This window comes from Pseudomonas sp. B28(2017) (genome assembly GCF_002113025.1).
GTDB lineage: Bacteria > Pseudomonadota > Gammaproteobacteria > Pseudomonadales > Pseudomonadaceae > Aquipseudomonas.
Map to the genome: position 1 here is coordinate 18,643 of NZ_NEJH01000003.1, position 12,738 is coordinate 31,380.

General features: G+C 58.1%; 13 protein-coding genes. 5 read left to right on the forward strand and 8 right to left on the reverse strand.

Features of this window, described 5'->3' with window-relative positions; genetic code table 11:
- The first annotated feature begins 139 nt into the window (after positions 1–139).
- Both CAF65_RS09295 and CAF65_RS09300 read left to right on the forward strand, forming a co-directional pair.
- A complete protein-coding gene (locus tag CAF65_RS09295; protein WP_085716028.1) occupies positions 140–352 on the forward strand; it encodes a hypothetical protein in 213 nt (70 codons plus the stop codon).
- Between the two features lie 54 nt (positions 353–406).
- Positions 407–640 (forward strand): DUF1161 domain-containing protein, encoded by a 234-nt coding sequence (locus tag CAF65_RS09300; protein WP_008018477.1) that lies wholly within the window; start codon positions 407–409, stop codon positions 638–640.
- Positions 641–644: 4 nt separating this feature from the next.
- On the opposite strand, the gene CAF65_RS09305 is transcribed toward CAF65_RS09300, so the two are convergent.
- A complete protein-coding gene (locus CAF65_RS09305) occupies positions 645–1,067 on the reverse strand; it encodes a hypothetical protein (protein WP_085716029.1) in 423 nt (140 codons plus the stop codon).
- Positions 1,068–1,108: 41 nt separating this feature from the next.
- On the reverse strand, positions 1,109–1,531 hold the full coding sequence (locus CAF65_RS09310) for a hypothetical protein (RefSeq protein ID WP_085716030.1): 423 nt from the start codon (positions 1,529–1,531) through the stop codon (positions 1,109–1,111).
- A 59-nt stretch (positions 1,532–1,590) separates the two neighbouring features.
- Between CAF65_RS09310 and CAF65_RS09315 the strand changes: the two genes are divergently transcribed.
- Entirely contained in the window at positions 1,591–2,688 is a 1,098-nt protein-coding gene (locus CAF65_RS09315) for an aminopeptidase (protein WP_085716031.1), read from the forward strand.
- Here the strand turns inward: CAF65_RS09315 and CAF65_RS09320 are convergent.
- The 4 genes from CAF65_RS09320 to CAF65_RS09335 all read right to left on the reverse strand — a co-directional run bounded on the left by CAF65_RS09320 (position 2,670) and on the right by CAF65_RS09335 (position 6,583).
- Positions 2,670–3,899: a nucleoside recognition domain-containing protein gene (locus CAF65_RS09320; protein WP_085716032.1), complete on the reverse strand. Its 1,230-nt coding sequence runs from the start codon at positions 3,897–3,899 to the stop codon at positions 2,670–2,672. The genes CAF65_RS09315 and CAF65_RS09320 overlap by 19 nt on opposite strands.
- A gap of 117 nt (positions 3,900–4,016) precedes the next feature.
- The gene (gltP, locus tag CAF65_RS09325) at positions 4,017–5,348 is read right to left on the reverse strand and encodes a glutamate/aspartate:proton symporter GltP (protein WP_085716033.1); all 1,332 of its coding nucleotides are present in this window, start codon (positions 5,346–5,348) and stop codon (positions 4,017–4,019) included.
- A gap of 711 nt (positions 5,349–6,059) precedes the next feature.
- Positions 6,060–6,224 (reverse strand): DUF1328 domain-containing protein, encoded by a 165-nt coding sequence (locus CAF65_RS09330; RefSeq protein WP_085716034.1) that lies wholly within the window; start codon positions 6,222–6,224, stop codon positions 6,060–6,062.
- A 71-nt stretch (positions 6,225–6,295) separates the two neighbouring features.
- Positions 6,296–6,583, reverse strand: coding sequence for a hypothetical protein (locus CAF65_RS09335; protein WP_085716035.1), 288 nt, complete (start codon positions 6,581–6,583; stop codon positions 6,296–6,298).
- A gap of 440 nt (positions 6,584–7,023) precedes the next feature.
- Here CAF65_RS09335 and algB point away from each other — a divergent pair, with 440 nt between their 5' ends.
- Complete coding sequence (gene algB, locus CAF65_RS09340; RefSeq protein ID WP_085716036.1) at positions 7,024–8,370, forward strand: sigma-54-dependent response regulator transcription factor AlgB; 1,347 nt, start codon at positions 7,024–7,026, stop codon at positions 8,368–8,370.
- A 10-nt stretch (positions 8,371–8,380) separates the two neighbouring features.
- Positions 8,381–10,171, forward strand: coding sequence for an ATP-binding protein (locus CAF65_RS09345; RefSeq protein ID WP_085716037.1), 1,791 nt, complete (start codon positions 8,381–8,383; stop codon positions 10,169–10,171).
- Positions 10,172–10,178: 7 nt separating this feature from the next.
- On the opposite strand, the gene CAF65_RS09350 is transcribed toward CAF65_RS09345, so the two are convergent.
- Entirely contained in the window at positions 10,179–11,792 is a 1,614-nt protein-coding gene (locus CAF65_RS09350) for an EAL domain-containing protein (protein ID WP_085716038.1), read from the reverse strand.
- 76 nt (positions 11,793–11,868) lie between these two features.
- Positions 11,869–12,648 (reverse strand): N-acetylmuramoyl-L-alanine amidase, encoded by a 780-nt coding sequence (locus CAF65_RS09355; RefSeq protein WP_085716039.1) that lies wholly within the window; start codon positions 12,646–12,648, stop codon positions 11,869–11,871.
- Positions 12,649–12,738: the final 90 nt, after the last annotated feature.

Here is a 12,738-nt window from a genome sequence, read left to right on the forward strand (position 1 = left end):
CCTGCCGAATCCAAAAGCGTGTTCATGCAATGTGGGCATATACCCGAGTTTCAATAGCCAGGTAAAAAAACCCGCGAAAAAAGCAGATTGATCGGACGAGGTGAACCTTGCCCCACCATCTATCGCCATGGCGTTTTCCATGATCCTCGGTGATGACAAAAAAGGCTGTCCGGTGTCCAGGGTACTGAAGGCGAAGATCAGCCTGGAGGCAACATTGGTCGGCTGGATTTCTGTTGAAAACAAAAGATCGCAGTTTTGTGCAACCTGCCGGGATCATTCGGCAAAAGCTGCTCAAGGCTGCGATCTTTTTTACGGCGTGACAGATCTGCCCGCTAAAACTATGGTCGAATAAATGACAGCAGCGAAACCCCATGAATATGCGTGCTGCCTCAAAGGAGCTTCAACCATGAAACGTTTTGCCTTGGCGGTTATCTGTTGCGCACTGGCCACTTCGGCCCTCGCAGCACCGAAGCCCTGCGAAGAACTCAAGGCCGAGATCGAAGCCAAGATTCAGGCCAGTGGCGTCACTGCCTACACGCTTGAAATCGTCACCAACGACGAAGTACACGACCAGAACATGGTCGTGGGCTCGTGCGAAAATGGCACCAAAAAAATCATCTACCAGAAGAACGACCGCTGACAGCTCACATCAGGCAGTAGGACTCCCGATCTTCAGCGACGATCTCGCGCTTGGCGTTGTACAGCCGGGCCTCGGGTATGAAGGCGATTGAGCGGCCTTGGAGCACATAACGCTGACCGGCTTCGAAATGATCGTAATTGATGGTCAGGTAGCAGATCCGTTCAGAGGGGCCGTTCATCATGCTCAATCCGCCACCACCGGGTACTTCAAAGTCGAAACGGACGATCAGTTCGTGGCTGCCCGGCGTGACCTCAAAAAAACGCCCATCGGGCAGGCGCTGTTTATCCAGTCGTTCGGCCATCAACAACTTGTCGTTAGGGAAGGGCGTAGAGAATTCGACCCAGGCCATCTTCGGATTAGCCGCCGGCATCGGGCTCTGACAACCGGCAACAACACTGGCGGCGAGTAACAGCATCAACCTGCGCATGATGAATGTCCCTGGGGATTATGTATTCAGCATAACGCCGATCAGGTGCCTTGGCAGCCCGCTGGCTTGCCTTGACCAATCACTTTTCGCTGCTGATCGTAGAGTTTCGCCCAAGGCCGAAAACCAATGTTTCCCGCCTGTAGCTCATAACGCTCACCCGCGTTGAAATCGTTGAATTTCACGCTCAACTGACAATCGCGCCACAACGGCTCGGCGTCGGGACCGATGTTGGTGGGCTGGACCGAAAACTGATAGCGGACCGTCAACTCATGGCTACCGGGCTGGACCTCGAAATAGCGTTTATCGTCAGTGGCCTTGTTATCGACCTCAAGCGCCTGCAGCGCCGTATCTTCCTGCTTTGAGTCCAGGTCGATCCAGGCTTGCGCAGGATCAGGGCGAGGTATTCCGAAACCAGCACAGCCGGCCAGAAACAGCAGGCCACCCGTCAGTACCAACATGCGCATAGCGGAGCTCCATTCAAGCGGGATAGTCTTGTGCAAAGACTCTCCAAGGAAGAATTATTGTGTTCAGGCCGCTTCCTAGCCTTGGTTTACTTGATCGCGTTTTTCGCGTTTTGTTTCCGGGTGTGTTGTTTTTGTTGCTCAACGGTTGCGCCAGCGTCAGCTATTACAGCCAATTGGTCAGCGGCCAACTGCAGTTGCTGCGGGCCAGGGAGCCTGTTTCCAGTGTGATTGCCGACCCGGCGCGCGATGAAAAACTACGTACACACCTGGAGCAATCGCAAAAAGCCCGAACGTTCGCCAGCCGGCAATTGCACCTGCCGGATAACCAGAGTTACCGCTTGTATGCAGACATTGGGCGGCCCTTCGTCGTCTGGAATGTCTTCGCCACGCCGGAATTTTCCCTCAAGCCTGTAAACCACTGTTTCCCCGTTGCCGGTTGCGTGGCCTACCGCGGTTACTACAGCCAGGGCGCAGCCCGCGGCGAAGCTGCTGTGCAACGCTTACAGGGCATGGACGTGTCGATTGGCGGTGTCGAAGCGTATTCGACGCTTGGCTGGTTCAATGACCCAATCATCAGTTCGATGATGGGCTGGGGCGATGAGCGACTGGCCACGCTGATCTTTCACGAGTTGGCCCATCAGCGCTTCTATGTGAAGGACGACACGGAGTTCAACGAATCCTTTGCCACCTTCGTCGAGCAGGAAGGTACTCGCCAATGGCGCGCCTACCGCCACCTGCCACCGGCTGACAATGCGCAGGCGCGTCAGCGCGACCAGTTCACCGAGTTGGTGCTCAAGACCCGCACCCGACTGGAAAAACTCTACACCGCGCCGTTGCCAACCGAACAAATGCGCCAGCACAAGGCGGCCGAGTTCGAGCGCTTGCGCAGCGAATACCGGCAAATGCGCGACCGTCAGTGGGCTGGAGACAAACGCTACGACGCCTGGATCTATGCGCCAATGAACAATGCCCGGCTATTGCCGTTTGGTTTGTACGATCAATGGGTACCGGCATTTACCGCGCTGTTCCATCAGGTGGATGGCAACTGGCTGCAGTTTTATGCGGCCGTGGAGAAGCTCGGTGCCTTGCCCATGGACCAGCGCAAAGCAGCGTTGAAAACGCTGGCTGACGGCACCAATCAACCAAAGAACCAGTAGCAAACCCCGATTGAACCCAGCACCCCGGCAAGCTCCGCCAGCAATGCGCAGCCAACCGCATGGCGTGCGCGCTGGATGCCCACGGCGCCGAAGTACACCGCCAGGACATAGAACGTCGTCTCTGTACTGCCCTGGACCGTTGCCGCCACCAGTGCCGGGAAGCTGTCTACGCCCGAGGTCTTCATGGTTTCGATCAACATCGCCCGGGCGGCGCTTCCGGAGAAGGGTTTGACCATCGCCGTCGGCAGCGCATCGACGAAGCGCGTGTCCCAACCGGCCCACGCCACCAGATGGCGAATCCCGTCCAGGCCGAAGTCCAGCGCCCCGGAGGCGCGCAACACGCCCACCGCGCAGAGCATCGCCACCAGGTAGGGCAGCAAGTTCTTGGCGACGTCGAAACCCTCTTTGGCACCTTCGACGAAGGCCTCGTAGACCTTCACTTTGCGCAGTGCACCGATCAGCAGAAACAGCATGATCAGACCAAACAACGTCAGGTTGCCGAGGATCGATGACAAGCCGGCCAGCGCGGTCGCCGAAAGGGTCGCCAGCAAGGCCATGAAAGCACCGAGGGCGAGGGCGCCGGGGATCAGGTAGGCCAGCACCACGGGGTCCCAGATGCGCAAACGCTGCATGAACGCCACTGACAGGAAGCCGACAATGGTCGAGCAACTGGTCGCCAGCAGGATCGGCAGGAACACCAGCGTCGGGTCTGGTGCGCCTTGCTGGGCGCGATACATGAAAATAGTGACCGGCAGCAGGGTCAGCGAGGAAGCGTTGAGCACCAGGAACAGAATCTGTGCGTTGCTGGCGACGGTAGCGCTGGGATTGAGTTCTTGCAGCGCCTTCATGGCCTTGAGACCGATCGGCGTGGCAGCGTTGTCCAGACCCAGGCCATTGGCGGCGAAGTTAAGGGTGATCAGGCCGATGGCCGGATGTCCAGGCGGAACTTCAGGCATCAGGCGCAAAAACAGCGGCCCCAAGGCCCTGGCCAACCATTCGACGATCCCGGCTTTCTCGGCAATGCGCAGAAAGCCGAGCCAGAGGGTGAGGGTGCCGAACAGCAGCACCATGACTTCGACCGATAGCTTGGCCATGCCGAAAATGCTTTCCACCATCGCCGCGAATATCCCGGCGTTACCGCCAATCAGCCACTGGACCAGCGCCGATACGGCGGCCACGATGAAGAAGCCAAGCCACAGGCCATTGAGCATCAGTCAAACCCCCCAAAAGATCCGCGAATGATAGCGGGGTGGCCAGAAACGACAAACCCCGAATTTCTCCGGGGTTTGTCTGTTATTGCCTGCACCGCTCCCACAAGGGGTGTTGCATCAGTTCTTGGAAACTTCACCCAGCGGCAGTGTTTCCTTGCTGCGCCAGTGCGGCAGGGAGTTCCAGTAGCGCTGACCCTTGGCGTCGTCGTACATACCTTCCCAACGAGCGATAACCAGAACGGCCAGAGCGTTGCCGATCACGTTCAGTGCAGTACGGGCCATGTCCATGACGCGGTCGACACCGGCGATGAACGCCAGGCCTTCCAGTGGAATACCGACGCTGCCCAAGGTGGCCAGCAGTACCACGAAGGACACGCCTGGTACGCCGGCGATGCCTTTGGAGGTGACCATCAATGTCAGTACCAGCAGCAGTTGCTGGCTGATCGACAGGTCGATGCCATACAGCTGGGCGATGAAGATCGCTGCAATGCTTTGGTACAGGGTCGAACCGTCGAGGTTGAACGAGTAACCGGTCGGCACCACGAAGCTGCAAATGGCTTTCGGCGCGCCGTAGGCTTCCATTTTCTCGATCACGCGCGGCAGCACGGTTTCGGAGCTGGCGGTGGAGTAGGCCAGTACCAGCTCATCCTTGAAGATGCGTATCAGCTTGATCACCGAGAAGCCGAACAGGCGAGCGATCAGGCCCAGGATCACGAAAGCGAAGAAGGCAATGGCGAAGTAAACCAGGATCACCAGTTTGGCCAGCGGCAGCAGCGACGCGAAGCCGAAGTTGGCCACCGTCACCGCGATCAGCGCGAACACGCCGATCGGGGCGTAGTTCATGATCATGTGAGTGACCTTGAACATGCTTTCAGATACGCCCTGGAACATCTTCACCAGCGGTTCGCGCAGGTCTGCCTGCAGGCTCGACAGGCCGAGACCGAACAATACGGAGAAGAAGATGATCGGCAGCATTTCGCCGCGGGCCATGGCCGCGAAGATATTCGACGGGATCAGGTTGAGGATGGTTTCGATGAACGCATGTTCATGCTGAACCTCGGCCGCCGTGGCCTGGTACTTGGAAATGTCCACAGTGCCCAGGGTGCTCATGTCGATGCCGGCACCCGGATGGAACAGGTTGGCCAGCAGCAGACCGACCACGATGGCGATGGTAGTGACGATCTCGAAGTAAATGATGGTCTTGAGGCCGATACGCCCCAGTTTCTTGGCGTCACCGACGCCTGCGATGCCGACGATCAGAGAGGAGATGACGATCGGAATCACGATCATCTTGATCAGACGGATAAAGATATCGCCTGCCGGTTGCAGGACGTTGCTGATCCACCAGGCTTTTTCGGCACTGAAATGGTTGAGCAGCGCACCGATTGCAATCCCCAATACCAGACCGATGAGGATCTGCCAGGCGAGGCTAAGCTTTGCCTTCTTCATATCTTTACCCTTACTTGTTGTTTGACTCAGGGAGATGCGCGAACTGGAACGCTTATGGCGAAAAAGTCTAGTGCATCTACCCTCCGTATAAGGTGCCCCGGAACGCGTATTGACGGCTCTCTGGCAGGCGAAAAAAGGCGCAACTATTCCGATGCAAGGGAGCGCCGTCTAATGCCATAAACGCCTACCCCATGCCGAATCGGCATGGGTTTTTTTTACCGAAAGCGACGTCGCAATCGGTTCGAATGCGACATTTCAGCAGGCATAAGTGCCGTGAACCGGTCATCACAGAGCAGATTGAATGTTTTTTGAGCAGTGGCTGAGCGTTGATTTTTCGGCAGAATCCCGCTGGACGAAGCGAAAAATCACGGCCAAAGAAAATGGATTTTTCTCGATATACGGTCGCTGGTGAAACACCAGGAAAAGTATTTTGCGACGTAACAAGGACAAAGATGCGATAACACTGGTGAAACCGAGACGAGCGCTCTATTTCAATGTGTTGCGTGTTCAAGCCCTTCGCAAGTCCGTCGAGCCATGGCGGTCCGGCGAACTTGCGCAGCAGCTTTTCCTGACCCGGCCCTTGCGCAGGCACTCCCTGTACCCGTAGGTCACTCCGCCCCTGAAACAGGCAGAACGTCCCGACCCCTTGGTCATGCGCCAGCCTTCCTCAGGTGACGCAGGTGGAAGGAGGCGCTGTGGCCTCCTCTCATATCAGTCTCGACCGCGACGGCCAAAAAAGAAGGAGGCAATGAACATCACCAGGAACACGACAAACAGAATCTTGGCGATACCCGTGGCGGTGCCCGCTATACCACCGAAACCCAGTACGGCGGCGACGATGGCGATGATCAGGAATGTGATTGCCCAGCTCAACATGGTGATTCTCCTTACACTTGTGTTTAGAGGTGCTGCGTTTCCCGGCACATCGGGTGCGGCGGAAGTTTTGCCTAGAACACCCAACGCTCTTGATGACGCATCTCACCCACAGGCCCGGCCTGGTCGACATCCATCATTCGCATCGGTGGGCTATCGGCCTGACCGCTGCTGACAGCACTGAAATGGTGTTGGGCCGGATGCGGAGTCGACAGGAACGGCGCCTCCAGCTGCTGACTCTGCTCCCAGCGCAGAAACTGCTGGCCGCCGATCAGGGTGATCAACAGCACCAGAACAGCAAACAGTCCTTGCAGGATATGCACAGGCGACAGGCGCAGGTGGGCGGCACGTTGACGGTTCATCCTGGAGCTCCTACCACTCGGGTCGGTATTCGATAGCGGGCGTTTGTTTTTTCAATGCCCTGGTTAACCAGACAATTGCAGCCCGCATGCCAGCTTTTACTCGAAATAATTCCCTTTTATTTCAATATCTTATGACCACCAAAGAAATCACTTCGCGCGCATCCTGCACGATGCCACGGGGGCAGTCGTGCGTATTGCACGACTCGCATGAAGGGAAGGTGTAAATTTTTTGAATTGAGAGAAGGGAGCGGATGTCAGAAATACAGGCTGCCCACTCTCCAGTAACCGGCATCTACTAAAAGACCCGCATAACCAGGTAGCTAACCGATTCATCGGATGAAAGCTACTCTGCCATGACAGCATTGGCTCAGAATCAATCATGCAACTTGCCCGATTTTTCCGAGCCTAAATAAAGATCATTCATTAAGGAGCGCAGGAAAATGGAATCAGCCACTGAGCATCAAGGCCGCATTCTGCTGGTGGATGATGAGTCCGCTATCCTGCGTACCTTCCGTTATTGCCTTGAAGACGAAGGCTACAGCGTGGCCACCGCTACCAGCGCCGCGCAGGCAGATACCCTGTTGCAGCGACAGGTCTTCGACCTGTGCTTCCTCGATTTGCGCCTGGGTGAAGACAACGGCCTCGATGTGTTGGCCCAGATGCGTATCCAGGCGCCCTGGATGCGGGTGGTGATCGTCACTGCGCACTCGGCCGTCGACACGGCGGTGGATGCGATTCAGGCCGGTGCCGCCGACTATCTGGTCAAACCGTGCAGCCCCGATCAATTGCGCCTGGCAACCGCCAAGCAACTGGAAGTGCGGCAACTGTCGGCGCGACTGGAAGCCCTGGAAGGTGAAGTGCGCAAGCCCATGGATGGCCTGGACTCCCACAGCCCGGCCATGAAAGTGGTACTCGAAACCGCCCGCCAGGTTGCCACGACCGATGCCAATATCCTGATTCTTGGTGAATCCGGTACCGGCAAGGGCGAACTGTCCCAAGCCATTCACGGCTGGAGCAAACGCGCGAAGAAATCCTGCGTCACGATCAACTGCCCGTCGCTGAGTGCCGAACTCATGGAAAGCGAACTCTTCGGCCACAGTCGCGGCGCCTTCACCGGCGCCAGCGAAAGCACCCTGGGCCGAGTCAACCAGGCTGACGGCGGGACGCTGTTTCTCGACGAAATCGGCGACTTTCCCCTGACATTACAGCCAAAATTGCTGCGTTTTATTCAGGACAAAGAATATGAGCGCGTCGGTGATCCCGTGACCCGACGTGCCGATGTGCGCATCCTTGCGGCGACCAACCTCAACCTTGAGGACATGGTCCGCGACGGTCGCTTCCGCGAAGACCTGCTCTATCGCCTGAATGTCATTACCTTGCACCTGCCGCCGCTACGCGAACGCCGCGAAGATATTCTCAACCTGGCCGAGCGTCTCCTGGCGCGCTTCGTCAAGGAGTACGCCCGTCCCGCGCGCGCCTTCAGCGACGAGGCTCGGGAAGCGCTGCTGAGCTATCGCTGGCCGGGCAACATCCGTGAGCTGCGCAACGTGATCGAGCGGGCGAGCATCATCTGTCCTCAGGAGCGGGTCGAGATCAGTCATCTGGGCATGGCCGACCCCCCGGTCAACAATGCACCTCGCATCGGCGCGGCTTTGAGCCTGGATGAGCTGGAAAAGGCCCATATCGGCGCGATCCTCGCCACCGCCGACACGCTGGACCAAGCGGCCAAAACCCTGGGCATCGACGCCTCGACGCTGTACCGCAAACGCAAGCAGTACAACTTGTGAGCAATAGCCGATGAAACTGGCGATGAAATTGCGGACCCGGCTTTTCCTGAGCATCTCCGCCCTGATCACCGTCGCCTTGCTCGGGCTCTCGCTCGGGCTGGTCAGCGTGATGCAGATGGCCGGCAGTCAGGAAGCTCTGATCCGCAGTAACTTCATCACCCTGGACCTGGGGCTCAAGCTGCGTCAGACCCTGGGTGACCAGTTAATCATCATGCTGAGCGAGAAACCCGACTCTGCGGCCTTCGCGGCCTCGAAGCAGCATTACTTCGAACTGCTCGAACAAGGCATTGCCCAGGAACCGGCAGAATCAGGAAGCGAATACGGTTTCAGAAAAGCCAAGGCCGATTACGAGCGCTTTATCCAGGCTTATGAAGCATCCCCGGACACCTCGAATGTGCTCAGCAGCCAAGGCGACCTCACAGATAAATTCAACGCACTGCGCAATGGCCTGATCGCCGAGCACAAGCGCGCGCTGGATAACATCAACGATACCGAGCGCCAAGCCCGGGAGCAGGCACTGCTGATTGCCGGGTTACTTGGCCTGGTGGGGCTGGCGGTGCTGATCATCGGCTTCGTGACTGCGCAGGCCATGGCCCGGCGTTTCGGCGAGCCCATCGAGGCCTTGGCCAAGGCGGCGGACAATATCGGCCAGGGCAATTTCGATGTCACCCTGCCGATCTCTTCGGCGGTGGAGCTGAACCAGCTGACCCGGCGCTTCGGGATCATGGCCCAGGCGCTGCGTGAACATCAGGCCACCAACGTCGATGAGTTGCTGGCCGGTCAGCAGCGTTTGCAGGCCGTGCTCGACAGCATCGACGACGGACTGCTGATGATCGACCGCCAGGGTCACCTGGAACACCTTAACCCCGTAGCCCAGCGTCAACTGGGCTGGGAGTCCGATCGACTGGGTCAAGGACTGGGCACGGCGCTGGAGCGCCCCGAACTCGATGAGCAACTGCAACTGGTGCTGCGTGGCGGCACGCTGGAGCGGGCACCGGAAGACTTGAGTATCGACGTCGACGGCGAGTCGCGATTGCTGACCTATAGCCTGACCCCGGTCAGCCATACCCAGGACCATATTCTCGGCGCTGTGATGGTGCTGCATGACGTCACGGAACAGCGTGCCTTCGAACGGGTTCGCAGCGAATTTGTACTGCGCGCCTCCCATGAATTGCGTACTCCGGTCACCGGCATGCACATGGCCTTCGGATTGTTCCGTGAGCGCACGCACTTTGCCGCGGACTCCCGGGAAGCCGACCTGCTCGATACCGTGAATGAAGAAATGCAGCGGCTGATGCAGTTGATCAATGACCTGCTGAATTTCTCCCGTTACCAGAACGGCTTGCAGAAACTCACCCTGGCGCCGTGTTCCATCGAAGCATTGCTGGAGCAGGCTCAGTCACGCTTTGCCACATCGGCCGAAGAGAAGGAAATCAGTCTGCAGGTGGAAGTGCAGGGGCCTTTGCCGCGGTTGCAGGCCGACCAGCCACAGCTGGACCGGGTACTCGACAATCTGCTCGACAACGCCTTGCGTCATACTGGCTCCGGCGGGCGGATACGCCTGCAGGCCCGGCGCCACGGCGACCGGGTCATCATCAGTGTGGAGGACAACGGCGAAGGCATTGCCTACGGTCAACAGGGGCGGATCTTCGAGCCGTTCGTGCAGGTCGGACGCAAGAAGGGCGGGGCCGGGCTCGGCCTGGCCTTGTGCAAGGAAATCGTGCAATTGCATGGCGGGCGGATGGGCGTTTATTCACGGCCGGGGCAGGGTACCCAGTTCTACATGGCACTGACCGTTTAGGTCGCATTCACGCTTCGTCATCCAGCCGCCGGCCAGCCAGGCGTCGCCCCCGGGTTATCAATTCAATGAACTGAACCGCGCTCAACGCGTGGGCGAACAGCCAGCCCTGGCCGAACTTCACGCCTTCACTGCTCAGGAACTCGGCCTGGGCCTCATGCTCAATGCCCTCGGCAATCACCTTCAGGTGCAGCGACTGGGCCATATGAATGATGTGCGGAGCCACACCGCTGCTGGCAGCGTCATGGCCCAATGCATCAATGAACGCCTTGTCGATTTTCAGGCAATCCACCGGCAGGGTTTGCAAATAGGCGAGGCTGCAATAGCCGGTGCCAAAGTCATCGATCAACACCTGGTGCCCGACATCCCGCAAGGACTGCAGGTTTTCCCGGGCCACCACCACATCGACCAGCCCGCGCTCGGTGACCTCAAAAGCAATTTGCCGAGCAGCGACGCGGTGCAGGGTCAGCAACCTCGCCATCACCTGGCCGATCCGCGGAACCATCACATCACACGCAGCGAGATTGACCGAGATATACAGATGCGGGTTGGCACGCAGCAACTGGCCGAGTTGCTCGAGCAGACGTTGCAGGACGAAGTCCGTCATCTGGCGAATCTGCCCGGTATTCTCCGCCATCGGAATGAACAGATCGGGACTGGTCAAGGTACCGTCCGGCCTGCGCCAGCGCAGCAGCGCTTCAGCCCCGACACAGTTGCGGCTATCGAGGTCGAAGATCGGTTGATACAGCACCTGCAACTCACCTCGGCGAATCGCGCCGGTCAGTTCGGCGTCCAGCGACTGCCGCTGGCGCACCAGCAGAAACACCAGGAACCCAACGCATATGCCCAGCGCAAGGCTGGCCGGCAGCAGCCACCACCAGACAGCCGGGATGTGCATACCGCTACGCGGGCTGATCAACACCAATTGATACTCCGGGTTGTCGGTGGGCATGCGGTATATCAGGCGTGTCTGGGTGATCTGCAGCGCATCACGGTTTTTTGGTGGCCAGGACTCGACCGGCGGCCAGATCTGAGTAGCTCCCAACACCGGAATCGCGCGCGCACCATGGTCCAGGACAACCAGCAGGCTACTGCCCGGAGACAGGTCGACCATATCGGTCAAATGCCCGCGAGAGGTCGCGACCCGGAAATTCCCGCGCCCGAGCATCAACGCGGCGCGGTTTTCATCGGGTTCGGTGGTGGTGTTGAGCCAATAGCTGTAAGTCGGGCCCTTGATGTCTGGCGATCGAATCAGCGACAGCCCTTCCTGGCGAGGTCGATTGGAGCAGATTCGCGAGGAGTCCATGTAGGCAGCTTCGTAGACGAAGCGATAATTGAACGTAAGCTGTTGCAAGGTCGCGATCATTTCAGCATCGCAGCCGCGCAACGGTTGCGCTTCAAGGTCGTCAAGGCTTTCACGCAGTTGCCCGAAGAGCTGTTCCAGACGGGCGAGGAAGCGCTCGCCCTGAGCATTCATTTCTTCGCTTTCGTTTTGCTCGACCTGGTGTATGGCGACGAACAGGCTGCCAGCCATCAATAACGTTGCGCTCAAGACAGCCGACATCAGCCCCAGGAACCAGGGGCGATGGAGCCAACCAAGGAAGGTCTCTCGAGCAGCAGGCATTGTGCAATATCCGAAGTATTACCAATGAGTTATAGCTGCTGATTGGGAAAAAGCCCTGACCGTCGGGCGGGCGTCATTATTTTGTCTGATTCAGCACCAATAGTAGCGCTGCAGTTTGTGCATCTGGAGTGCCATCGAAGCGCGCCGGGCGAAAATGCATCTGGAATGCCGCTATCACATGCCGTGTTGCGACATCGAGTTCACCAGTTTGTGGCGAGGCATAACCCAGGCGGGCCAATTGCGCCTGAAACCAGCTGATGCTTGGCAACTGTTCGGCGAACTGCATTTGCTGGCGCGCCACCGACTGTTCGTTCGGCCAGATACCCAGGCCTTCGGCGGCCAGACGCTTCCAGGGGAACAGCGGCCCCGGGTCCAGCTTGCGCAATGGCGCAATATCGCTATGGCCGATAATGTCACGAGGCCTTATGCCATGGCGTTTGCTGATGTCCTTGAGCAACACGATCAACGACTGGACCTGATCTTCGGTGAAGGGATACCACACGCGCCCGGTTGGAGTGTCCTTGAAGCCCGGGTTGACGATTTCGATACCGATGGAACTGGAATTCAGCCAGGTCCGGCCATTCCACTCGCTCTCCCCGGCGTGCCAGGCCCGCAGGTTTTCATCCATCAGCTTGTAGATGGTGGCGCCCTTGTCATCACCAATCAGGTAATGGCTGCTGACTTCACCATGAGTCAGCAGTTGCAACGAACGCTCCAGCGAGGCATTGGTGTAATGCAACACTACAAATTGCACGCGGCTGTCGTAATTGGCCGAAGGGTGGCTGGTGTCGAAACGGGGGCCGCTGGCACAGCCGGCCAGCAGAAGCAGTGACACGATCAGAGCAAAATATTTCATGGCGAAAGGCAGTACACACAAAAATAATGCAACAGTGTAACGTAATGCCTTGCGAGCTGACGGCAATCGCATCGAATTAAACAAAATGGA

Bases quoted from the DNA above. Each gene is read 5' to 3' on its own strand.
- CAF65_RS09320 (WP_085716032.1), bottom strand. From the start codon at position 3,899: ATGCTCAATGGCCTGTGGCTTGGCTTCTTCATCGTGGCCGCCGTATCG.
- gltP (WP_085716033.1), bottom strand. From the start codon at position 5,348: ATGAAGAAGGCAAAGCTTAGCCTCGCCTGGCAGATCCTCATCGGTCTG.
- CAF65_RS09310 (WP_085716030.1), bottom strand. From the start codon at position 1,531: ATGCGCATGTTGGTACTGACGGGTGGCCTGCTGTTTCTGGCCGGCTGT.
- CAF65_RS09355 (WP_085716039.1), bottom strand. From the start codon at position 12,648: ATGAAATATTTTGCTCTGATCGTGTCACTGCTTCTGCTGGCCGGCTGT.
- CAF65_RS09330 (WP_085716034.1), bottom strand. From the start codon at position 6,224: ATGTTGAGCTGGGCAATCACATTCCTGATCATCGCCATCGTCGCCGCC.
- algB (WP_085716036.1), top strand. From the start codon at position 7,024: ATGGAATCAGCCACTGAGCATCAAGGCCGCATTCTGCTGGTGGATGAT.
- CAF65_RS09295 (WP_085716028.1), top strand. From the start codon at position 140: ATGATCCTCGGTGATGACAAAAAAGGCTGTCCGGTGTCCAGGGTACTG.
- CAF65_RS09305 (WP_085716029.1), bottom strand. From the start codon at position 1,067: ATGCGCAGGTTGATGCTGTTACTCGCCGCCAGTGTTGTTGCCGGTTGT.
- CAF65_RS09300 (WP_008018477.1), top strand. From the start codon at position 407: ATGAAACGTTTTGCCTTGGCGGTTATCTGTTGCGCACTGGCCACTTCG.
- CAF65_RS09345 (WP_085716037.1), top strand. From the start codon at position 8,381: ATGAAACTGGCGATGAAATTGCGGACCCGGCTTTTCCTGAGCATCTCC.
- CAF65_RS09335 (WP_085716035.1), bottom strand. From the start codon at position 6,583: ATGAACCGTCAACGTGCCGCCCACCTGCGCCTGTCGCCTGTGCATATC.
- CAF65_RS09350 (WP_085716038.1), bottom strand. From the start codon at position 11,792: ATGCCTGCTGCTCGAGAGACCTTCCTTGGTTGGCTCCATCGCCCCTGG.